The sequence below is a fragment of the Maribacter sp. HS genome (assembly GCF_048059195.1).
Classification (GTDB): domain Bacteria; phylum Bacteroidota; class Bacteroidia; order Flavobacteriales; family Flavobacteriaceae; genus Maribacter; species Maribacter dokdonensis.
Map to the genome: position 1 here is coordinate 214232 of NZ_JAYLVV010000005.1, position 22841 is coordinate 237072.

At 35.0% G+C, this 22841-nt stretch carries 18 protein-coding genes; 16 read left to right on the plus strand and 2 right to left on the minus strand.

The window, feature by feature from the left end; translation table 11 throughout:
- Positions 1-38 precede the first annotated feature (38 nt).
- The 7 genes from menD to VBZ51_RS13880 all read left to right on the plus strand — a co-directional run bounded on the left by menD (position 39) and on the right by VBZ51_RS13880 (position 7953).
- Positions 39-1790, plus strand: a complete 1752-nt coding sequence (menD, locus tag VBZ51_RS13850; RefSeq protein ID WP_416577306.1) for a 2-succinyl-5-enolpyruvyl-6-hydroxy-3-cyclohexene-1-carboxylic-acid synthase — start codon at positions 39-41, stop codon at positions 1788-1790.
- Between the two features lie 34 nt (positions 1791-1824).
- Positions 1825-2169, plus strand: a complete 345-nt coding sequence (locus VBZ51_RS13855; protein ID WP_071341864.1) for a DUF2853 family protein — start codon at positions 1825-1827, stop codon at positions 2167-2169.
- Positions 2170-2260: 91 nt separating this feature from the next.
- Positions 2261-3097 (plus strand): S1 RNA-binding domain-containing protein, encoded by an 837-nt coding sequence (locus tag VBZ51_RS13860; protein ID WP_074673285.1) that lies wholly within the window; start codon positions 2261-2263, stop codon positions 3095-3097.
- Positions 3098-3267: 170 nt separating this feature from the next.
- A complete protein-coding gene (locus VBZ51_RS13865; protein ID WP_058103226.1) occupies positions 3268-3876 on the plus strand; it encodes an SPOR domain-containing protein in 609 nt (202 codons plus the stop codon).
- Complete coding sequence (gene menA / locus VBZ51_RS13870; RefSeq protein WP_416577307.1) at positions 3876-4784, plus strand: 1,4-dihydroxy-2-naphthoate octaprenyltransferase; 909 nt, start codon at positions 3876-3878, stop codon at positions 4782-4784. The genes VBZ51_RS13865 and menA overlap by 1 nt, the downstream gene beginning before the upstream one ends.
- Positions 4785-4816: 32 nt before the next feature.
- Positions 4817-5578 carry a LytR/AlgR family response regulator transcription factor gene (locus VBZ51_RS13875; RefSeq protein WP_058103224.1) on the plus strand — a complete coding sequence of 254 codons (762 nt, stop codon included), beginning with the start codon at positions 4817-4819 and terminating at the stop codon, positions 5576-5578.
- Between the two features lie 422 nt (positions 5579-6000).
- Positions 6001-7953, plus strand: a complete 1953-nt coding sequence (locus tag VBZ51_RS13880) for a sensor histidine kinase (protein ID WP_416577308.1) — start codon at positions 6001-6003, stop codon at positions 7951-7953.
- Position 7954: 1 nt separating this feature from the next.
- On the opposite strand, the gene VBZ51_RS13885 is transcribed toward VBZ51_RS13880, so the two are convergent.
- Positions 7955-8740: an SDR family oxidoreductase gene (locus VBZ51_RS13885; RefSeq protein ID WP_416577309.1), complete on the minus strand. Its 786-nt coding sequence runs from the start codon at positions 8738-8740 to the stop codon at positions 7955-7957.
- Positions 8741-8794: 54 nt separating this feature from the next.
- Between VBZ51_RS13885 and VBZ51_RS13890 the strand changes: the two genes are divergently transcribed.
- The 6 genes from VBZ51_RS13890 to VBZ51_RS13915 all read left to right on the plus strand — a co-directional run bounded on the left by VBZ51_RS13890 (position 8795) and on the right by VBZ51_RS13915 (position 17977).
- Complete coding sequence (locus VBZ51_RS13890) at positions 8795-9847, plus strand: o-succinylbenzoate synthase (RefSeq protein ID WP_416577310.1); 1053 nt, start codon at positions 8795-8797, stop codon at positions 9845-9847.
- Positions 9838-10785: a CPBP family intramembrane glutamic endopeptidase gene (locus tag VBZ51_RS13895; RefSeq protein ID WP_416577311.1), complete on the plus strand. Its 948-nt coding sequence runs from the start codon at positions 9838-9840 to the stop codon at positions 10783-10785. The genes VBZ51_RS13890 and VBZ51_RS13895 overlap by 10 nt, the downstream gene beginning before the upstream one ends.
- Before the next feature lie 3 nt (positions 10786-10788).
- Positions 10789-11859, plus strand: coding sequence for an AMP-binding protein (locus VBZ51_RS13900; protein ID WP_416577312.1), 1071 nt, complete (start codon positions 10789-10791; stop codon positions 11857-11859).
- A 40-nt stretch (positions 11860-11899) separates the two neighbouring features.
- Positions 11900-13249 carry a M24 family metallopeptidase gene (locus tag VBZ51_RS13905; protein WP_416577313.1) on the plus strand — a complete coding sequence of 450 codons (1350 nt, stop codon included), beginning with the start codon at positions 11900-11902 and terminating at the stop codon, positions 13247-13249.
- A 127-nt stretch (positions 13250-13376) separates the two neighbouring features.
- On the plus strand, positions 13377-16052 hold the full coding sequence (locus VBZ51_RS13910; protein ID WP_416577314.1) for a carboxypeptidase-like regulatory domain-containing protein: 2676 nt from the start codon (positions 13377-13379) through the stop codon (positions 16050-16052).
- A 182-nt stretch (positions 16053-16234) separates the two neighbouring features.
- A complete protein-coding gene (locus VBZ51_RS13915) occupies positions 16235-17977 on the plus strand; it encodes a carboxypeptidase-like regulatory domain-containing protein (RefSeq protein ID WP_416577315.1) in 1743 nt (580 codons plus the stop codon).
- Between the two features lie 135 nt (positions 17978-18112).
- Here the strand turns inward: VBZ51_RS13915 and VBZ51_RS13920 are convergent, their stop codons facing one another.
- Positions 18113-19741 carry an acyl-CoA carboxylase subunit beta gene (locus tag VBZ51_RS13920; RefSeq protein WP_416577316.1) on the minus strand — a complete coding sequence of 543 codons (1629 nt, stop codon included), beginning with the start codon at positions 19739-19741 and terminating at the stop codon, positions 18113-18115.
- 71 nt (positions 19742-19812) lie between these two features.
- Between VBZ51_RS13920 and VBZ51_RS13925 the strand changes: the two genes are divergently transcribed.
- The 3 genes from VBZ51_RS13925 to ettA all read left to right on the plus strand — a co-directional run bounded on the left by VBZ51_RS13925 (position 19813) and on the right by ettA (position 22797).
- Positions 19813-20784 (plus strand): Gfo/Idh/MocA family protein, encoded by a 972-nt coding sequence (locus tag VBZ51_RS13925; protein ID WP_416577317.1) that lies wholly within the window; start codon positions 19813-19815, stop codon positions 20782-20784.
- Positions 20785-20860: 76 nt separating this feature from the next.
- Positions 20861-21037 carry a CAL67264 family membrane protein gene (locus VBZ51_RS13930; RefSeq protein WP_091605214.1) on the plus strand — a complete coding sequence of 59 codons (177 nt, stop codon included), beginning with the start codon at positions 20861-20863 and terminating at the stop codon, positions 21035-21037.
- Positions 21038-21105: 68 nt separating this feature from the next.
- The gene (ettA, locus tag VBZ51_RS13935; RefSeq protein WP_074673309.1) at positions 21106-22797 is read left to right on the plus strand and encodes an energy-dependent translational throttle protein EttA; all 1692 of its coding nucleotides are present in this window, start codon (positions 21106-21108) and stop codon (positions 22795-22797) included.
- The last annotated feature ends 44 nt before the right edge of the window (positions 22798-22841 follow it).

Consider the following 22841-nt stretch of genomic DNA (forward strand, 5'->3'; position numbering starts at 1 on the left):
TTGGTATATAATCGGCATTGGTCGTATTTTTGAACTACATGAAATACTCTGCTATACCCACTGCACAAACTATTGTTCAACATTGCCAGGCCAAGGAAATTTGTAATATTGTAATTTCACCTGGTTCAAGAAATGCGCCATTAACAATTGCTTTTGCAGAGAATCCTTTTTTTAAGTGCTTTAGTGTTGTTGATGAGCGATCTGCCGCATTTTTTGCCTTAGGTATGGCACAACAGTTAAAAGAACCTGTAGTGGTACTTTGTACCTCTGGTAGTGCCCTTTTAAATTATTACCCTGCAATTGCCGAAGCATACTATAGTAACATTCCGTTAATTGTAATTTCTGCAGATCGGCCCGTTTATAAATTAGGTATTGGTGATGGGCAAACTATTGATCAGCGCAATGTTTTTAAAAACCATATTGGTTATTCGGCAAATTTAAAACAAGATGTAAGTCACGCCTCCTCAACAGTATTGCAGTACAGACCAGATTGGTTTGAGGATGGTACTATGGAAGATATTCAGCATGAGGTTCAAACCTTTAATGACCAGCAACTTAATCTTGCTTTTGATATTTCGTTGAAATCTAATAGTCCGGTACATATAAACGCACCCTTTGAAGAGCCCTTGTATAATACAGTTTTAGAACCAACTGTTTCACCTCTATTAAATGTTGATGCTAATGAAATCGTAGATGTTCTAAATTTAGAGCCTCATAGGGAAATTTGGAATGCATCTTCTAAAAAAATGGTTTTGGTAGGGGTAAGCTCTCCCAATGAGGTAGAAAGTGAAATTTTAGATTTTTTAGCGAATGACCCTAGTGTTTTGGTATTGACTGAAACTACTTCTAACATTCATCATCCACATTTTTTTAATAGTATAGATTCTTTAATTGCACCTATTGAAATGCAATTGGATAGTGATGAGTTGTTCAAAAAATTAAGACCTGAAGTGTTGATCACATTTGGTGGATTAATTGTCTCTAAAAAAGTAAAGGCTTTCTTAAGAAAACATAAACCAGATCATCATTGGCATATTGGTGGACAAACAGCGAATAATACATTTTTTTGCCTGAATGAGCATTTGAAAATTTCTGTTAACCGTTTTTTTGATGAGATGTATGCACAACCCATTAAAACGGAAAGCGATTATTTTTTGAGTTGGAATAAGGTGAAACAAGGCTACATGTTAAAAAGAGAGGCGTATCTTAAAAAGATTCCTTTTTCTGATTTTTCAGCTTTTGGACAGTTGTTGGGTTCCGTGCCAGATAATTACATGTTGCAATTGGCAAACAGCTCTACTATTAGGTATACCCAGTTGTTTGATTTGAACCCTTCATTAAAGGTATTTTGTAATAGAGGTACTAGTGGTATTGATGGTAGTACATCTACTGCCGTTGGTGCGTCTTGGGCATATGGTAGCCCCACTTTATTGGTTACGGGTGATTTAAGTTTTTTCTATGACAGTAATGCACTTTGGAACAATTATATAAAGAACAATTTTAGAATTATAGTAATTAATAATGGTGGAGGTGGCATTTTTAGGATTCTCCCTGGTAAAGATGATTCCAGTGTATTTGAAACCTATTTTGAAACACGTCATTCTCTTTCCGCTGAGTATCTGTGCAACATGTTTGGTTTTGATTATAGAACGGCTAAATCTTCTATAGAACTTGAAGAGGAATTAAAGGACTTTTACAAAGAAACCGTTCGTCCGATGTTACTGGAAATTACTACACCTACATTAATAAACGATAAAATTTTGATTGATTATTTTCGTTTCATATCTTAGTAGGGTATTAACCATTAATTATAACACATTTAACATGAGTAAAAGAGACGATTTAATAGAAAAGTATGCTGCGGACATCAAAGATAAATTTGGTGAGGATGCAGATATGGACTTGCTTAAAAAAGTAACTGTTGGTTTAGGACCATCTATTTACAATATTGATGCTTCTAAAGTATCTGGTAGTGACCAAAAAGAATTGGATACTGTTAAGAACAACTATTTGATCAAAAAATTAGGTCTTGCAGATGATTCTAAATTAGATGACGCTATTGCTACAGTTATGGAGAAGTATGGTTCTTCTAACAGAAATAAGCATAGAGCGGTTATCTATTATAAGCTTTGTCAACATTTCAATAAAGCATCTGTTTACGATAAATAGTCAGATGGCAAATAATATAAAGACCGTTATCTTTTGATAACGGTCTTTTTTTTGCTCCGGTATTTAAATATTTAAAATGTAATTTTGCAGCATGATAGAATTAGGACGTATTAACAACCTTGAGATTTTAAGAGACACTAGTGTAGGGCTTTTTTTGGGCGATGAAGAGGGTAATGATGTTTTGTTGCCAAATAAGTATGTACCTACGGGGTATGAAATAGGGCAGAAGATTAAAGTGTTCTGTTATTTGGATTATGATGAAAGACCAGTTGCAACAACTTTAGAACCGGATATTATGCTTGGTGAATTTAGGTTGTTGCAAGTTGCTGAAGTTAATGAATTTGGTGCTTTTATGGAGTGGGGACTGGAAAAACACCTGTTGGTACCTTTTAGGGAGCAGCGTGTTAAAATGAAAGAAGGGCAATGGTATGTTGTTCATTGTTATTTAGATGAGCGTTCTGGTAGATTGGTAGCGTCTAATAAGCTTGATAAATTTCTAAGTAATGACACCGTAGATTTAAAAGAATGGGAGCAGGTAGACCTAGTGGTTACACGGCAAACAGACTTAGGGTGGGAAGTGATCGTAAATGAAAGGCATAAAGGTTTGGTATATTTTAATGAAGTCTTTAAGCCAATTAATATCGGTGATGTAATACCTGGTTGTGTAAAAACGATCAGAAAAGATAATAAGTTGGATATTTCACTTCAACCACTTGGAGCAAAAGTATTAGAACCTGCGGCAAAAAAAATATACGAAGTCTTGGTTGAAAACGGTGGGTTTTTAGGGTTACATGATAAATCTGCACCAGAAGAAATTAGGGATGTCTTTCAAATGAGTAAGAAGACTTTTAAGAAAGGTCTGGGTACGCTTTATAAAGACAGAAAAATAAAAATAGAATCTGACGGCATCACATTATCAGATGATTAGGGTGTTAATTGTAAGAAAAATCTTAGGTATTTGATTTTCAACGAAATAACTTAAATAATGGTCAGGTTTATTGTGATAACTTACAATTAATTTTATTTTTGTGGTAAATGAAAAGTTATTAACAAATTTTAACTTACATTTAAGTTTTAAGCGCAAAATTTACCCTGTATATGCCTTTTATAGAAGAAAGTGATTTACTAGAATTACATAAAGATGTAGATAAAGCTCAAATTATTAATGAGCGTTTATTGGATCAAATAAAGTTTAAGAATAAAGAATTAAAAAAGAGTAAGATTCAGCGAAACATTTTTGCCGGTATTACAGGTCTTTTCTTAATAGGTGGTTTGGCATTCACATCTTTTACCGCTGGTATTTCTAGTTCTGGAGGTTTTAACAGGAATAATAATAAAGATTTGGTTTTGACATCAATTGATAGTGTTGATGCATATAGAACGCGCTTGGAGAACCTAAAAGAACAGAATGAAGAACTTAGTTTGGTAAAGGAATTTTACTTGGCAAAAGAGTTTTTACAGAAAGAAAAGATATATTCGGTTCAGGTAAAATCATTTGTGGATAACAATGTGACATTGGCTTCTGAGGCATTGACCAATACACTTTTTGTAAAGACAAATCCTTTTTACTCTTATTCCTTAGGAAACTTTGAAACTCTAGAAGAGGCCCAGTCATTCAGAAAACAATTGGTTGATCTAGGTTTCAACGATGCTTTCGTAGCTTCTTACCAAGACGGTAAAAGAATTCAAATAGAAGATCCATATTAGTGACTAAAGTTAAAGCTTGGCTCAACGCTGCAAGGCTTAGAACGCTTCCCTTATCAATATCAGGTATTTTTGTAGGTACGGCATTGGCTGCTTATTATGGTGCTACCAATGTAACTATTTTCATATTGGCCTTATGTACAACTATAGGTCTACAGGTGACCTCTAACTTTGCCAATGACTATGGTGATGGTGTTAAAGGCACTGATGGTGATGATAGAATAGGTCCTAAACGCGCCTTGCAAAGTGGTTTGCTTACTGCCGCAGAATTAAAAAGAGGTATCTGTATCAGCATTGTAATTAATGCAGTTTTAATCATTTCATTGATTTTCATATCGTTTGGAATTAAAGATGTTCTTTATCCTGTCTTATTTTTGGTTTTAGGTGCATTGGCCATTTGGGCCGCAATTAAATATACTGTAGGTAAATCTGCTTATGGTTATCAAGGTTTGGGAGATGTTTTTGTCTTTATATTTTTCGGATTGGTAAGTGTTTTGGGGTCCATGTTTTTGTACTTGAAATTTATTGATTTGTTCGCTGTGTTACCGGCAATTGCAATAGGACTTTTAAGTGTTGGGGTTCTTAACCTTAACAACATGCGAGACATTAAATCAGATACCGCTGTTGGTAAGAATACGTTGGCTGTAAAAATGGGATTGTCAAAGGCAAAGAAATATCATTATACCATTCTGGTCGTATCCTTTTTGTGTTTGTTTTATTTTCTCTTTACAACAAATGCCTCACAGTTACGTTATGTAAGTCTTGTAGGCTACCTACCAATACTGGTTCATTTAAGAAAAGTAGCTCTTACAGAAAAGGCTGCAGAACTAGATCCTGAGCTTAAAAAATTAGCTTTAAGTACGTTTTTTATAGCGGTATTGTTTTTTATTAGTTATTATTATTTTTTGTAATTTTGAGTATAACCCACAAACCATTTTAAGTCTTGGAACAACCCATAAAAATTCTAATTGTTGAGGATAATGTAATCATCGCTGATGATATGCAATCTATGTTAGAGGAAATAGGATATGAAATAGTTGATAATGTAATCGTTTACGAGCAAGCAGTTGAGGTGTTAAAAACCCAGCAGGTTGACTTAGTACTTATTGACATCATTTTAGCCTCTGATAAAACAGGTATAGACTTAGGTAAACATATTAGGGAGAATTATGACATTCCTTTCATTTTTGTAACCTCTAACTCTGATCGTGCAACGGTTGAGAATGCCAAGACGGTTAAGCCTAACGGTTATTTGGTAAAGCCATTTGAGCAACAAGATCTTTATACTTCTATTGAAATTGCCTTATCTAACTTTATTTATGGCAAACAAAATGCCAGTAATGGAACGGCTAACAGTGGAAATACTGAAGATGTTGCCATGTCAAATTCAATTTTGAAGGATTCTATATTTGTTAAAAAACAACATTTATATTACAGAATTCAATTTGGTGATATTCAGTTTATAAAAGCAGATAATGTGTATTTAGAAGTGAATACCGTGGATAAAAAATTCTTGGTACGATCACCATTAAAAGATTATTTAGAGAAGCTTCCCCAGAATAAATTTTATAGAGCACACAAATCATACATTGTAAATGTAGATCATATTGATGCTATCAATTCAAAGGATATAATGATCAATAATACATTGATTCCAATTTCTAAAGACTTTAAAGAATTTATTATTTCGGCAATGAATTCTTGATATAAGTTGATATATAAAAAAAACACCTTTTTTAAAGGTGTTTTTTTTTGCCCCAATCTTAGATGAAAGGTATTTTTTCATCGTTTAAATGTTATTTTTCATCGGTAAAATGCATAGCTGAACCACTTGTTTGCATTTCACAACAAATATTTGAGGTTACACAACAATTAATGCACGGTCCTATGGCTAATTCATAATTTTGATTTATTGATAATTGCCTATGGTTTTAGCCATATTGGTCTAAGGCAGCCAGTATAAAGCGCAATTTTTAATGATTTAATAAAAAGTACGTAGAACACGCTTTTTGGGCTCGTTGTTATTTAATGATAATTTAATAACGGCTCACAACAAAAATTTAGTAGGGTCAGCTATTAGCATTAAGTTTGATTCGACTTTTATTGAGATATGAAAAAACCTTTTTTTTGAGATTTGTAGGCACTATAGTTCTTAGTGTATTTATGTGCACTTTAGCGGCGCAAGATGGTGTAACGACTCAAAACGAAGATTACTACAAGCAGTTTCAAGATTTAGAGAACGGAGAATTACGTTCTTTCTTCTTTTTTAATACTCCAAATCGTTACAATCAGAATTCACCATATGATTGGTTAGATACCGTAAAAGTGTATTTGAACAGTTCTGAGAAAACTAAAGATTCTATTTCCATTAGGAATTATCAACTTATTGAGTCTCAAATATATTACGATTTGGGCAACTATGAGAAGAGTTTGGCTATTGCTAGACCTCTATACGATGAGTTAAGTAATTTGGACCTAGATTCCAAACACATCATTTTAGATATTTTAGATAGTAATTATGCTAAGCTAGAACTTTATGATAAGCAAATAGAAATCAGAAGGGTAAAGCGTGAATTGGGTTTAACCGATAATGTTGCCTTTTATGATATTTACGCGAGTCTTGGTCAGTATAGAAAAGCTATGCGAGATTACATGACCGAAGAAAAGAAAGAGCTTAAAGATGATGACTACTACGGACTTGCCATTTACAATAATACAATTGGTAATTATTTAAGACAAGATAAATCTACCCCTACGGCGCTTAGCTACTTTAAAAAAGCAGAAGGTTTGATCAAGGTTTTTTTAAGTGATGTTACCAATCAACATTCTGATAAGGAAATTGCCGATGGCAGAATTTTAAACGGAATCATTATTGGCAATATTGGTAAATGTCATGTACAACTGGGTGAATATGAAAAAGCAATTCCGTTTTTAGAAGAGAGTAGGGAAGTTATTAGAAAATATAATAAGAGTAAGTTTTCATCTGATATTATTGAAAATACCTTGGCGTTGGCAGAGTGTTATTTAAAATTAGATGATTATGCTAAGGCAACAGATTACTTAAGCGATGAAATGAACCCAATTAAATTGGATAATATTTTAAAGCGGAACAGAATATATGCGGATTATTATTTTAAAACCGGTGATTATCAAAACTCAACGGTTTATTTAAAGAAAAATATTAGAATTAGAGACTCTATAGATGCTCTTGCTTCTAATATTAAAAATCAGCAACTGACATCGGTAATTGAGCAAGATTTGGATAACTCCAAAAAAACTATGGAGCAACAAAAAGCTCAATTAGAAGCATCTAGAAAAGATATTAAGGCTAGGGATGATAAAATTAGCTTGGTTTTTGTTTCGTTGATATTTACGCTTATTGGCTTTGCTGGTCTGGTATATGCTTACTTAAAGAGTATTAAAAATCAACGTCTTATTGCCGAGCAAAAATTTATTATCGAAAACTCTTTGGTAGAAAAAGATTCCCTGTTGAAAGAGATACACCACAGAGTAAAGAATAACCTACAGATGGTTTCTAGTTTACTGAGTTTACAAACCAAAAATACTAGAAGTAAAGCTGCAATTGCCGCATTGGAAGAAGGTAAAAGTAGGGTAAAGGCCATGGCGCTGATACATCAAAAATTATATCAGAACGATGATTTATCCGTAATTGAAATGCAAGGGTATATTGAGAGTTTGATCAATAGTATTCAATCCGTATATAAAAAAGGAGGTCATAATATTAATATTACCATAGATGCGGAAGGTGTTGAGCTGGATATTGATAGAGCTATACCTTTTGGACTTATTTTAAATGAATTGGTATCTAACTCGTTTAAATATGCATTTCCCCATGATGATAGTAACGGTAAAATTTACATTCATTTGAGAAAAATTGCGGGTCAAGAAGGTTTCTTTGAGTATACGGACAATGGTATTGGCTTACCGGAAGATACAGATGAAAGAGCAAATTCCTCAATGGGTATTCGTTTAATGAACAGATTGGCAAATCAGCTACAGACTTCGTTGAATACAGATAAAACTAATGAAGGAGTTCGGTTTTGGTTTAATTTTAAATAAATTACCTCACCTTACTTTTCATTACTACACGGTGTAATAGTTTAGGGAAAAAGCGTTTTAAGTAAATGCCAAATTTTTCTTTTCCACCAATATAGGTTTCAAAGCGTTTCTTTTTAATAGCGCTAATGATTTCCTTAGCACATTTTTCTACGGGCATGCCGTTAAGAGTTGCATTGTCCTCTTTTTGTAGTGCGGTACCATTGGCGGTCAAAGCATTTTTGGCAACGTTGGTCTGTATAAAGCCAGGGCAGATGATAGATACATCAATATTGTCTTTCTCATGCTCCATTCGCAAGGCATCAAAGAAGCCGTGTAATGCATGTTTTGCACCACAATATCCAGAACGGTAAGGCGATGAAAACTTACCCATTAAGCTGGTGATGGTTACGTAATGACCTCCTTTTTGTTTTATGAAATAGGGTAAGGCATGTTTGGTTAATTTTATGGTACCCAGATAATTGACGTCTATCATTTGTTGATAAACTTCAAATTTGGTTTCAACAATCAAAGAACGTTGACTTAATCCTCCATTGTTGATTAAAACATCAATTTTTCCAAATATCGAAAATGCAGTATCGGTAATTTCTTCAAGTGATGAAAAATTGGTTAGATCTAATGGGAGTATTTCAACATTGTCCGGATTCTTGCAATTATTTTTAACTTGAGTCAATACACTTTCCCTTCTAGCCGAAGCTATTATTTTTGCGCCCAACGCGTTCAATTGATATGTTAGCGCTTCACCAATTCCTGATGATGCTCCCGTTATCCAAATTACCTTTTCTTCCATTCTTTTAAATCCGTCGGTATTAAAGTGAAAATATAGCTAAATTTGAAGGATTATATGAAAGCAATTTTTAAAAAGTATATCCTAAATTTTAAAAATCCGAGCGGGACCTCCAGAGGAATTCTAAAAACCAAGGAAACATGGTTTCTATTCTTGGAGCAAGATGGTAAAAAGGGAGTAGGTGAGTGTGGATTGTTTAGGGGACTTAGCTATGATGATGTGCCTGGTTATGAAGATAAATGTAATTGGGTTGTAAGTAATATCAATTTAGGTGAAGCGGAATTGCTTAAGCGATTATCTAATTTTCCAAGTATTCAATTTGGGGTTGAACAGGCATTTCTGTCACTGCGATCAAACGATCCTTTTCATCTTTTTGGTTCCACTTTTTTAGAGGACCAAGAACCAATTTCAATTAATGGTCTGGTTTGGATGGGCGATAAAGAGTTTATGCATCAGCAAATAGAGAATAAGCTAAAAGATGGTTTTTCATGCATTAAAATGAAGATTGGTGCCATTGATTTTAATACTGAAATTGCATTGCTTAAATCTATTAGAGAGCGTTACTCTAAAGATGAAATTGAATTGCGTGTAGATGCCAACGGTGCATTTTCTGCAGAAGAGGCGTTGGCGAAATTAGAAGTATTGTCAAAACTTGATTTACATTCCATTGAGCAACCTATTAGACAGGGACAATGGAATGAAATGAAAGATCTTTGTGCTAAAACACCATTGCCTATAGCTCTTGACGAAGAATTAATTGGGGTTGTTGATGTAACAAAAAAGGTAACGTTGCTACAAACTATACAACCACAATATATTATTTTGAAACCAAGTTTAGTTGGAGGTTTTGCAGGTAGTAATGAATGGATTACAATTGCAGAAAGAAACAATATTGGTTGGTGGGTAACTAGTGCGTTAGAAAGTAATATAGGTTTAAACGCAATTGCTCAATGGACCGCAACTTTAGGTAATAATATGCCACAAGGTTTAGGTACCGGAGCTTTGTTTACTAATAATGTTAATAGTCCTTTAGAGGTGCGGAATGGCGGTTTGTTTTATAATAAATCTAAAAACTGGAATACGAATTTAATTGATGAAATATGTATATAGAACAGGCGTATAAAGGTTTAATTGATAATTGGAGATATTTAGTAGGAATATTGATAATTATTGTGGTGTGGCAGTTTTTAGGCTCCTTTCCGTTATTGGCTGCTTTGGCACTGGAAGAAGGTGGTATGTCTGCAATGATGAGTAATAGTATAGGAAAGATGTCCCAGGTATTGGGCTCCAATACATTTTTGTTCTACATGCTCTTAACCTTTGTTTTCGGACTTATTGCGGTTTTTCTAGTGGTTAAATTTTTGCATCAACAATCGCTTACCGCATTGACCACTTCAAGAACTAAAGTTGACTGGAAAAGAGTAGCTTTTTCTTTCTTTTTATGGGCTTCAATATCTGTGCTTTTTATCGGTATAGATATTTATTTTGCGCCTGAGGATTATGAATACAACTTTCAATTGGAACCTTTTTTGATCTTAGCCGTTATAGCTATTGCAATGATTCCGTTACAGACAAGTATGGAAGAGTATTTAATGAGAGGGTACATGATGCAAGGTCTGGGTGTACTTACTAAGAATAGATGGTTTCCACTTCTCTTTACCTCTTTGCTGTTTGGATTATTGCACATATTGAACCCGGAAGTGGATAAATTGGGTTACGGTATCTTGATTTTTTATATAGGAACCGGACTCTTTTTAGGTATAATTACACTTATGGATGAAGGTTTGGAACTTGCTCTTGGTTTTCATGCCGCAAACAATTTAACTGCAGCACTTTTAGTAACTGCAGATTGGACCGCATTTAGCGTAGATTCTGTCTATAGGGATATTTCAGAACCTGTGCTTGGTTGGGATATGTTGGTTCCTGTATTTGTAGTTTTTCCCATTCTTTTATTGGTTTTTTCAAAAAAGTACGGATGGACTAATTGGAAAGAAAAATTAACAGGTAAGGTGTTAACTGAAGAAGAATTTTTAAAGCTCGATAATTAAGTAATGTATAAACCATTTATACACCCTAATTTTTCAATTCATGGTAGGGCAATTTCTTTTGATGATTTAACAGAGGTTAGTTATAGTCTAATAAAGGAAGGAGAGGACTATGAAAAACAAATCGGGGCATTTCTTTTGGATTGGATTGATGACTCCGAGATAATATTGGTAAAAACCTCTGGTTCTACAGGAAAGCCAAAGGCTATTGCACTTCAGAAAGAATATATGGTAAATAGCGCTTTGGCAACAGGTAGCTATTTTAACCTGAAGCCTAAGTCCACAGCTTTACTCTGTTTGCCCGCTTCATACATTGCAGGTAAAATGATGTTGGTCAGGGCTATGGTTTTGGGCTTGAATATTCATTTTTTGCCTCCAAGTTCATATCCATTGGAAGGTGTTACGGATTCTTTTGATTTTGGGGCTATGGTACCTTTGCAAGTGGGTAACTCTTTATCCAAACTACATCAAGTATATAAATTAATTATTGGTGGTGCACCCATTTCCAATTCAATAAGAGAAGAATTAAAGGGTGTTGATAATAGCAGTTATGAAACCTATGGTATGACGGAAACCATTACTCATGTCGCTATAAAACCATTGAACCATAAAGAAGTTAAAGATGCTCCTTTTACGGTTTTACCAAATGTAGAACTTACCATAGATGATAGAGGTTGTTTGGTAATTAACGCACCAAAAATTACAGACGAAACCGTGGTGACCAATGATATGGTTGAGTTACTTTCAAAAACTCAATTTAAATGGTTGGGTAGGTTGGATAATGTCATTAATTCTGGAGGAGTAAAATTACATCCAGAACATGTTGAAAAAGTAATATCAAACTATATAGATACTTCGTTTTTTGTTGCCGGTGTTGCAGATGAGGAATTAGGACAAAAAGTGGTTTTAGTGGTTGAAGATGCAGAAGTAAATGACATTCGGAAAATTATTGACGGTATAGGGGAATTCAAGAAATTTGAGAAACCTAAATCGATTTTGATAGCTAAAGAATTTCAAAGAACCGATAGTGGAAAAATTCAACGTTCTAAAACTGTTGAACAAATTTTGAAGCCTTAATATATTCCGCTATTTTCATCATTAGAAAAACCACTATCTAATGATCAAGCAACTAATTACCGTATTCATTTTTATTCAGGGCTTTTTATTGAACGCCCAACAAATCCTCAATGAAAAAGAAAGAGCCATTGTTATAGATGAAATTTTAGACGACCGTTTTAACAACTTACTTCCAAAACTTATGGATGTTGCTGACTTAGACATGTGGGTGGTAATTTCAAGGGAATACAATGAGGATCCAGTGATAAAGACCATGCTGCCTGCTACGTGGTTAAATGCCCGTAGAAGAACTATTCTTTTGTTTTATAGAGATAAAGAAAAGAACACTATTGAAAAATTAGCCGTTGCTCGTTATAATGTTGGTAAGAATATTGTTTCCGCTTGGGATAAGGAAAAGGAGCCTAATCAATGGAAAAGGTTAATGCATTTGATATCAGAAAGAAATCCAAAAAAAATCGGACTTAATTATTCTACAGACCATAATATTGCCGATGGTTTGGTAAAGACGGATTATGAGGAATTCATGGCAAATCTACCTAAAAAGTATACTTCAAAAGTAACATCTGCAGAGCAACTAGCCGTACGCTGGATTGAAACTAGAACGGAGCGTGAAATGATTATCTATGATCAATTGGTAGATATTACACATGATATTATAGCCGAAGCATTCTCAGAGAAGGTAATAACTCCGGGAATTACCACGACTTCTGAGGTTGAATGGTGGATGCGCCAAAAAGTGACAGATTTAGGTTTAGAAACCTGGTTTCACCCAACCATAGATGTACAGCGAAGTAAAGAGGAATTGGTAAGTCACCTGTACTCTTTCTCTGGTAGACCAGAAGATACAGTGATATTACCAGGGGACTTGGTCCACTGCGATTTCGGTATTACGTATTTGCGTTTAAATACTGATTGTCAAGAATTAGCGTATGTACTAAAGCCAGAAGAAACTGCTGCCCCAGAATTTTTAGTAAACGGACTAAAGGAAGGGAATAAATTGCAAGACTTTCTAACCAGTAATATGATTAAAGGAAGATCTGGAAATGAAATTCTTAAAAAATCGCTGGACGAGGCTAAAGCTGTAGGGTTAAGACCTTCTATTTACACGCACCCGTTAGGTACTTATGGTCATTCTGCCGGAACAACTATTGGAATGTGGGATGCTCAAGATGGTGTTATGCGTGACGATGGAGAAAATTATGGACTTAATCCTAATACTGTTTATGCTATTGAATTAAACACGACCATCAACATACCGGAATGGAATAGAGATATCAGAATCATGCTTGAAGAAGCAGGTTTTTACGGTGAAGATGGATTTAGATATGTAAATGGTAGACAAACGGAATTATTGTTGATACCACGAGTGAAAAATCATCAGGGCAATTAATCTTAATTTGTAAGACAAAATATTGTTGATGTAATAAAAATCTTATTTTCTATTTATTGTGTTAGGTTTAAAAGCTTGATATTCATATATTTAAGAGTAACCTGACGGTTGTTGAATAACTCGCTTAATGAAATGGATTACTAAACTTCATATAAAGTATTGTCTTTTATTGTTTTTGTGTACGCTAAGTATAGGACTTTTTGGGCAACATCAATTTAAAGGAACAGTAGTAGATGCTGATACGAAAGAGACGCTTCCTTTTGTAAATATTGGAATTGTAAATAAAGGTGTAGGTACCGTAAGTAATTTTGATGGTAAATTTTATCTAGAGATTAATAAGGCTGATTTTTCTAATACAGATGTGCTACAATTTTCTTCTGTAGGTTATAAAACTATTCAGCTTAAAATTTCAGAGGTAAACTTTAATAATTTGTTGTTTCAAAAAGTTGTTATGAAGCCCCAGGCAATGCAATTACATGAGGCAATCGTATCCGCTAAATATCTGAAAGGTAAAAAAGATGATGTTGTAGGCTTTTCCTATCCTAGTAAAAATAAGTTTGGGTATTGGAAAGGCGATGGTTCTTTGGGTGCTGAATTGGTGACAAGGATAAGTGTGGATAAAAAGAAGCACTTCTTAAAAGATTTTCACTTTTATCTAAACGAAAATTATTCTGATAGTGTATTGGTGCGCATTAATGTATATAAAGGCGGCACCATTTATCCTGAAGATAAATTATTGAAAAAGAACGTTACCAAAATGATAGGCAAATCTCCTGGAATGGTAACCGTAGATTTAAAGCCGTACAACCTTATTGTAGATGAAGATTTTAGTATTGGTCTAGAATTATTGGAAGTATATGGTAAGCGAGTGGGTTTGGTTTTGGCCGCGGATTATAGACCAAGTACATCATACAGAAGATATGTGAGCCAAGGACAATGGAAAACATTCAGGGGAGATGCAATGACTTTTTATGTAAATACTTCTGCTTTGAGTGAGGATGACATTTCTCAAATATCAGAATACGCTAGACATAAAACCCTTCAAAATTCGTTCAACACTCCTCAAATAAATATCAACCCTGTCCAAACTCATAGATCAATTACGGGTTTTGTTTTTAATAATGGTAAGCCTGTTGAAAATGCTACTGTTCAAATAGCGGAGTCATTAAAGCATACACAAACAGACGCCTATGGTAGGTATACCATTATGGCACAAATAGGAGATGTCCTTAGTTTTGATTATTTGGGTTTCGAAAAAGTGGAACGTACCGTATTGGAGACCATACATAATATCAACGTCACCATGAATGTGATGGTTGAAGAACTAGAAGGTGTTACCGTTACTGAAAGAGCGCGTTTAAAGAAAACCGAGGCAGAAATGTTCTCTGAATATTTAACGAATGATGAATTTGCTAAGAGTGCTTATGGAACTCTTGATAAAAAAACAATTGGTCATGCAATAACTATTGTAGATGGTAAGAGTTTGAACTTATCGGCGCCAAATATTCTAGCAGCTTTAGATGGTAAAATAGCTGGAGTTCGCATTGGTAATGTAACCAATGGAAATACTTGTTTTGGATGTTCTTTTACCAAAGTTGCTGTGTTTATAAGAGGCGGTAAAGGGTCAATTAATAATATTAGACCTGCAATATTCGAAATTGACGGAGTAATTTATGAAGATGTTCCGTATTTTTTAGATTTAAATGTTATTGAGCGCATAGCGGTAATACCTGGTCTTGCTGGCGTTGGAAGATATGGGCAGGTTGCCGCGGGCGGCGTAATTGCAATAAGTACAAAACATGCTAATTATGCTACCAAGAATAATAGAGCTAGTGACCTAGCTAAAATTCGGAATAATATTTATGAATTTGATGCTATTGATAAACAACAAGCTAATAAAAATTTGCCAAGCTATCTTAAAGCTTTTTTAGCTTGTAATACATTTGAAACTGCTAAAAGAGTATATGAAGAAAATGAGAAAATTTATAGTAGTTCTGCTTCGTTTTTTCTTGACGCCTATATTTATTTTACTGCCAATTGGGAGCAAGAAAAATTCAATAATGATATAATCGCTAACCATCAATCTCTATTTGTTGATAACATCAATGAAATGAAAGCTTTGGCATATGCTTATCAGCGAGAAGGTAAATTTGAAAAAGCAAACGAACTATATACCAGCGTTTTTGTAAAGAGACCAAATTATGCGCAATCATATAGAGACTTGGCAAATAGTTATATTGAAGTAAATGAAGTGCAGAAGGCAGCCAATCTATATAGTAGGTATACCAAATTATTGAACGAATCTTTTCTTGTGGCAGATACTATAGGATTACATCCTATTATTACGACTGAGTTCAATCATTTTTTACAGCATAAAACCGACTATGCTATTAGTTCAGAAGATTTAAAAGAAGTGGCTGAAATGCGGAAGGGCGCGGATACCCGTCTTCTTTTTGAATGGAACGATGATGAGGCTGAGTTTGACCTTCAGTTCGTAAATACTGAAAATCGCTATTTTATTTCAAGTACATCACTATATAGTCAGAATGAATATTTTGGTAAGCAAGAAAATTCATCAAGTAAAGAGTTCTATCTTGAAAGCGATATTCAAGGAGAATGGACTATAAATATAAATTATAAGGGGAATAAAAGCGGTTTGCCCACTTATTTAAAAGTGACTGCTTTCTCTGGCTACGGTACAGATAATGAAGAAAGTACTATTAGGATTTATAGGTTGTCGTTAAAAAATGTGAATCAAAATCTATTTTACTTGCCAACCCTGGGCGATGATAGGTTGAATTAAGTGTTGTATTTATTTGAAAAACAAGGGTTTAATCAGTTTGGTTAGATGTGGTATGATGTAAATTACCTTAATTATCTATAAAATGTTAAATTTATCACGATTAGTGTGTTGTTTTCTTTCAATATTAATCATGGATTGATTTTTGATGTCATATAACGGACTTATCTTCAATACTATATACTATGAAAAAAATTCTATTTCTCTTTGCGCTAATAGCTTGTGTTTGCAATGTGCAAGCACAAAGCAAAACAATTAAGGGTAAGGTTACCCAAATGGATGCTCCTTTGGCAAATGTTCAGATTTCTATAATAGATTCTGATATTTCTACTACAACAGACGCCAACGGATTATATCAAATATCTGCGGAACCTAGGGATGTAATTAAATATACATATCCCGGTTTGAGTGATGTTCAGATAATGGTTGAAGATGTTACACGAATCTTAAATATTGAAATGACTCAGAAAATTGAGCAATTAGATGAGGTTACCGTGCGTAATAGTAATAGAAAATCACAGAGCGAATTAGAAGAGGAGTATAAGTATAAACCAAATTTAATTAAAACAGCATTTGGTATTTTGGATAGTGAGACCGCCCCTGGGAAAATCAGGTTTTTGCAAGAGGACGAAATCAATGATGTAGGGATTTGTATTCTAGATGTTGTGCGTAATAAGTTTGCTAGCGTAAGGGTTTTTGGTGATTGTCAGCGTGGAGGGGGAATATATATTAGAGGTTTCAATTCTATAAGTCAGGCATCTCCAGCAGTTTATGATGTTGATGGTCAGATTTTAACTAATGCTCCTACATGGATTGCACCAGCTTCAATTGCTAGATTGGCTGTTTTAAATAATTTGGCAATGACCACTAGATACGGGTCAATAGGTGCTGGCGGTGTCATAGTAATTAACACAAAAACATTATTATATGCTGGTAATATTGATGGAAAGCCTTATGATCAAGCTAAGCTTAGAAATAATAAATATGATAATTCAGCATTAAGTACAGTTAATTTTAAAGAAGATAAGCCTTCCTACATGAATGAACTTTTAAATGCGAAAACCGAAGAAGATGCAAAGGTTATTTACGAAAATCAAATAAAAAAATACAGTAGTTCATTCTACTATGTACTTGATGCTTATGATTATTTTTCGAACAAATGGAAAAATAAAGAATTTGCAAATAAGATAATCGAAGAGAATGACAATATTTTAAGTGGTAACCCTATCGCATTAAAATCGTTGGCATATATCTATCAAGCGGAAGGAAAGTTTAAAGAGGCAAACAAACTTTATGAAGATGTGTATACACTTAGAGCGGATTATGCACAATCATATTTAGACTTGGCAAATAGTTATAGAGAATTAGGTTTAAATCAAAAAGCTGCCGCTATGTACTTGCGTTATGATTACTTGTTAGCAGAAGAGCTATTGGAAAAAGAAGAGCCAGTGAAAGTTATTATGGATCGTGATTTAAATAATTTGATTTCTCTAAAAGGGGCTGATTTAGTTTCAACAAATAAGGTAAAAGAAATTAAACTTGATGATGATTTTAAAGGAACACGTTTGGTTTTTGAATGGAGCGATAGTGAGGCTGAATTTGTGTTACAATTTGTAAACCCAGAAAAGCGATACTATAATAGTGAGCATTCTTTAGCTGCAGATGCTGAACGTATTCAAATTGAAAAGCGCTCAGGTTTCTCCAGTGAAGAATATTTAATAGATGATACGCTTCGTGGTAATTGGTTGGTTAACGCTACCTATTTAGGTAATAAAAGTTTGACGCCTACATATTTGAAAGCCACTATATATTATAACTATGGAAGTGCATCGCAACGAAAAGAAACAAAGGTCTTTAAACTGGGTCTACGTAATGTAAATCAGCAATTGTTTTCAGTATCAAATGCGGTAAGTGTCGTTGCTAATTAAATCCGTTAATTTCTCAAAATATAAAAGATAAATAAATATAGTTATTATAAAAAGCCCACAATACAATTATACTGTATTGTGGGCTTTTTGAATGTAAATAGTTTTATTTGTTGATACTAACGATTTTTCAGGAAATTACACCTGCAACACTCCCATATTAAAAGGCTTTTCAATAGGTGCATGATCAGCGGCTTCTATACCCATTGAGATCCATTTACGCGTGTCCTTTGGGTCTATAATAGCATCGGTCCATAATCTAGAGGCTGCATAGTATGGAGAAACTTGATTGTCATATCTTTTCTTGATATTATCGTATAGTTCCGTTTCTTTTTCCTCAGTGATGGTTTCACCTTTCTTTTTCAATGAAGCCTTCTCAATTTGTAAAAGAACTTTTGCAGCAGAGTTTCCGCTCATTACGGCTAATTCTGCGCTTGGCCAAGCAACAATTAACCTAGGGTCATAAGCTTTACCGCACATGGCATAGTTTCCTGCTCCGTAGCTGTTTCCTATTACGATAGTGAATTTTGGAACCACCGAGTTGCTTACCACATTTACCATTTTGGCACCATCTTTAATAATACCACCATGCTCACTTTTGCTACCAACCATAAAACCGGTAACATCCTGTAAAAACACCAGCGGAATTTTCTTTTGATTGCAATTGGCTATAAATCTGGTTGCTTTATCTGCAGAATCGGAATAAATGACTCCGCCAAACTGCATTTCTCCTTTTTTGGTCTTTACAACTTTTCTTTGGTTGGCAACAATACCAACTGCCCATCCATCTATTCGTGCATATCCGGTAAGTATGGTTTGTCCGTATCCGGCTTTGTATTCTTCAAATTCCGAGTCGTCCACCAATCGCTTAATAATTTCCATCATGTCATACTGCTCTGCTCTTGAGCTAGGTAGTATACCATAGATGTCATCAGGATTTTCTTTTGGTTTTATACTTTTCTTTCGGTTGTATCCCGCTTTTGGGAAATCACCGATCTTATCCATAATATTCTTTATGGTGTCCAAAGCAGCTGCATCATCTTTCGCTTTATAATCGGTTACCCCACTAATCTCGCAATGAGTGGTTGCTCCGCCCAATGTTTCATTATCTATGCTTTCACCTATAGCAGCTTTTACCAAATAGCTTCCTGCCAAGAAAATACTGGCAGTCTTATCTACTATTAAGGCTTCATCGCTCATAATAGGTAAGTAAGCGCCACCGGCAACACAACTGCCCATAACCGCAGAAATTTGGGTTATGCCCATACTGCTCATAATCGCATTGTTTCTAAATATGCGCCCAAAGTGTTCTTTATCCGGGAAAATCTCATCTTGCAATGGTAAGTACACGCCGGCACTATCTACTAAATAAATAATAGGAAGTCTGTTTTCAATAGCAATTTCCTGTGCTCTTAAATTCTTTTTGGCGGTAATAGGAAACCATGCGCCAGCCTTTACCGTTGCATCATTGGCAACTACTATACATTGCTTTCCTTTTACATATCCAATTTTTATAACAACACCGCCAGAAGGGCAGCCGCCATGTTCTTTGTACATGCCTTCGCCAACAAAGGCTCCCACTTCAATCTGTTCGGTTTTTGGATCAAAAAGATAATCAATACGTTCTCTGGCTGTCATTTTACCTTGATCGTGCTGCTTGGCAATTTTTGCTTTTCCTCCACCCAAATAAACCTCGTTCAGCTTTCGTCTAAGGTCAGATAATAACAACTTATTCCTATCTTCGTTTTGATTGAATTTTAAATCCATTCTGTATATTTATTTTCTTCGCATAAAGATAAGAAGTTAATTTTGGTGTACATGCAACAAAAATAAAAAGTATGATAAAGTGGGGTATTGTAGGGGCAGGTAACATAGCACATAGTTTTTCTAAAGATTTAGCTTTGGTAGATGGCGGTCAATTGGTTTCGGTAGCATCTAGAAGCTTGGAGAAGGCACGGACATTTGCCAAAGAGTATGGAGCTCCCAATGCTTTTGGTAGTTATGAAGAGTTATTTCATAGTAATACGGTAGATATTATTTATTTGGCAACACCGCATACTTCCCATGCAGATTTGAGCATTGCCGCCATGAAAGCCGGTAACGCCGTACTTTGTGAAAAACCTTTGGGTGTCAATGCTTCGGAAGTTCAGGCAATGGTAGCTGCTGCTAAAGAGAATAATGTATTTCTTATGGAAGCATTATGGTCACGTTTTAATCCGACCATTAAAAAAGTAAAGGAACTTGTAGATAATGGGACTATAGGAGATATAGGTTATTTACATTCAGATTTTGCGTTTTATGCTCTGGATAGGGATGAAAACGGTAGGCTATTAAATCCTAATCTTGCAGGAGGTTCTCTATTAGATATAGGGATCTATCCTATATTTTTAGCTTATTTACTGTTGGGGATGCCAAAGGATATTAAGGCAACCGCCAATTTTTATAAAACTGGGGTAGAAGTGCAATGTAGTATGATTCTTAATTATGACAACGCACAAGCCATTTTGTATAGCGGACTCAACTCTAACTCTGAAAAGAAATCTGAAATAGCAGGAACTAAAGGAACAATTTTTCTTCATCCAAGATGGCATGAAACTACTGGATTTACGTTGGAAAAAGATGGGGAAGTAGTAAGTAATGAACTGGGTAAGAGGGGTAAAGGCTATGTTCATGAGATAGAAGAAGTGCATAATTGTTTAAATTCTGGTAAGAAAGAAAGTGCACTTTGGAGTCATCAAAACAGTTTGGATCTTATAACAATTATGGATACGGTTCGTGAAAAAACAGGAATTGTGTTTCCGTTTGAATAATAGCAGGGGTAATAGTGGATAAATGTCTTAAAATTTACGATATTTGATGTTCGCTTAAATTTTAATTGATTCAAAAATGAACAAGAATACTGTGCTCACTTGGGCTACTTTTATTATGATCTTCGTAGGGCTTGCGCTAATTGCATTAGGAGCCTTTCGATACGATGATGTCGCTGGTTGGGGTTTTGCATCTGTGGGTATAGGGTTTTTTGCCATTGCTTGGGTGTTCAATGCCCTTAAAGGTAGAGTATAATCAATGTTTTTAACTAGTAGGGATTTCTTCTACTGGATGATAATTTTTTCACTAAACACTATAATTTTATGTCAGACGATAAGAAGGTAATCTTCTCCATGTCAGGAGTTACGAAAACCTATAAGAATGCTAACACCCCAGTTTTAAAGAACATATACTTAAGTTTTTTCTACGGTGCCAAAATCGGTATTTTAGGTCTAAACGGTTCTGGTAAATCTACTTTGTTGAAAATAATAGCAGGTGTAGATAAAAATTTTCAAGGTGATGTGGTCTTTTCTCCAGGATATAAAGTTGGTTACTTGGAACAAGAGCCAGAACTGGATGAAAATAAAACCGTTTTGGAAATTGTAAAAGAGGGCGTTGCCGAAACGGTAGCCATTCTTGATGAATACAATAAGATAAACGATATGTTCGGTCTGCCGGAAGTGTATGAAGATGCGGACAAAATGCAGAAGTTGATGGATCAGCAGGCTGTATTGCAAGATAAGATAGATGCAGCCAATGCTTGGGAACTAGATACCAAATTGGAAATTGCTATGGATGCCTTGCGTACTCCAGATCCTGAAAAGAAAATTTCCGTGCTTTCGGGTGGTGAGAGAAGAAGGGTGGCCTTATGTAGGTTGTTGCTTCAAGAGCCGGAAATCTTATTATTAGATGAGCCTACCAACCACTTAGATGCAGAGTCTGTACATTGGTTAGAGCATCACCTGGCATCTTATAAGGGAACTGTAATTGCCGTAACGCACGATAGATATTTCTTGGATAATGTTGCCGGTTGGATTCTTGAATTAGATAGAGGTGAAGGTATACCTTGGAAAGGGAACTACTCTTCTTGGTTAGATCAAAAGTCTAAGCGTATGGCTCAAGAAAGTAAAACAGCTTCTAAAAGACAGAAAACATTGGAGCGAGAGCTGGAATGGGTTCGTCAAGGAGCAAAGGGTAGACAGACCAAACAGAAAGCACGTCTTAAGAACTACGATAAGTTGATGAGTCAAGATCAAAAACAACTTGATGAAAAACTGGAAATCTATATTCCTAACGGACCACGTTTGGGTACCAATGTTATTGAAGCTAAAGGCGTAAGTAAGGCATACGATGATAAGTTGCTTTACGAAGACCTTAATTTTAAATTGCCACAAGCGGGTATTGTTGGTATTATTGGACCAAACGGTGCTGGTAAGACCACTATTTTTAGAATGATCATGGGTGAGGAGACACCGGATAAAGGTGAATTTGAAACTGGTGAAACCGCTAAAGTAGCCTATGTAGATCAGAGTCATTCCAATATAGATCCTGAAAAAACCATTTGGCAAAACTTCAGTGATGAGCAAGAGTTGGTGATGATGGGTGGTAAGCAGGTCAATTCTAGGGCTTACTTAAGTAGATTCAACTTCTCGGGTAGTGAACAGAATAAAAAAGTGAGTATGTTGTCCGGCGGTGAGCGTAACCGTTTACATTTGGCAATGACTTTGAAAGAGGAAGGTAACGTGCTTTTATTGGATGAGCCTACCAATGACTTGGATGTAAATACATTACGTGCTTTAGAAGAAGGTTTGGAGAATTTTGCAGGTTGTGCCGTAGTCATCTCTCACGATAGATGGTTCTTAGATCGTATCTGTACACACATATTGGCTTTTGAAGGCGATTCTCAAGTGTATTTCTTTGAAGGTTCGTTCTCCGATTATGAAGAAAACAAGAAGAAAAGGTTAGGCGGAGATCTTATGCCGAAACGAATTAAGTATAAAAAACTAATCAGATAAAATTTTGGTTATAAAGAAAAAGCCCGCAATTGCGGGCTTTTTAA

Coding starts and splice junctions, on each gene's coding strand:
- VBZ51_RS13895 (WP_416577311.1), top strand. CDS start 9,838: ATGTATATAGAACAGGCGTATAAAGGTTTAATTGATAATTGGAGATAT.
- VBZ51_RS13900 (WP_416577312.1), top strand. CDS start 10,789: ATGTATAAACCATTTATACACCCTAATTTTTCAATTCATGGTAGGGCA.
- VBZ51_RS13860 (WP_074673285.1), top strand. CDS start 2,261: ATGATAGAATTAGGACGTATTAACAACCTTGAGATTTTAAGAGACACT.
- VBZ51_RS13855 (WP_071341864.1), top strand. CDS start 1,825: ATGAGTAAAAGAGACGATTTAATAGAAAAGTATGCTGCGGACATCAAA.
- menD (WP_416577306.1), top strand. CDS start 39: ATGAAATACTCTGCTATACCCACTGCACAAACTATTGTTCAACATTGC.
- VBZ51_RS13925 (WP_416577317.1), top strand. CDS start 19,813: ATGATAAAGTGGGGTATTGTAGGGGCAGGTAACATAGCACATAGTTTT.
- VBZ51_RS13920 (WP_416577316.1), bottom strand. CDS start 19,741: ATGGATTTAAAATTCAATCAAAACGAAGATAGGAATAAGTTGTTATTA.
- VBZ51_RS13905 (WP_416577313.1), top strand. CDS start 11,900: ATGATCAAGCAACTAATTACCGTATTCATTTTTATTCAGGGCTTTTTA.
- VBZ51_RS13865 (WP_058103226.1), top strand. CDS start 3,268: ATGCCTTTTATAGAAGAAAGTGATTTACTAGAATTACATAAAGATGTA.
- ettA (WP_074673309.1), top strand. CDS start 21,106: ATGTCAGACGATAAGAAGGTAATCTTCTCCATGTCAGGAGTTACGAAA.
- VBZ51_RS13930 (WP_091605214.1), top strand. CDS start 20,861: ATGAACAAGAATACTGTGCTCACTTGGGCTACTTTTATTATGATCTTC.
- VBZ51_RS13915 (WP_416577315.1), top strand. CDS start 16,235: ATGAAAAAAATTCTATTTCTCTTTGCGCTAATAGCTTGTGTTTGCAAT.
- VBZ51_RS13885 (WP_416577309.1), bottom strand. CDS start 8,740: ATGGAAGAAAAGGTAATTTGGATAACGGGAGCATCATCAGGAATTGGT.
- VBZ51_RS13910 (WP_416577314.1), top strand. CDS start 13,377: ATGAAATGGATTACTAAACTTCATATAAAGTATTGTCTTTTATTGTTT.
- VBZ51_RS13890 (WP_416577310.1), top strand. CDS start 8,795: ATGAAAGCAATTTTTAAAAAGTATATCCTAAATTTTAAAAATCCGAGC.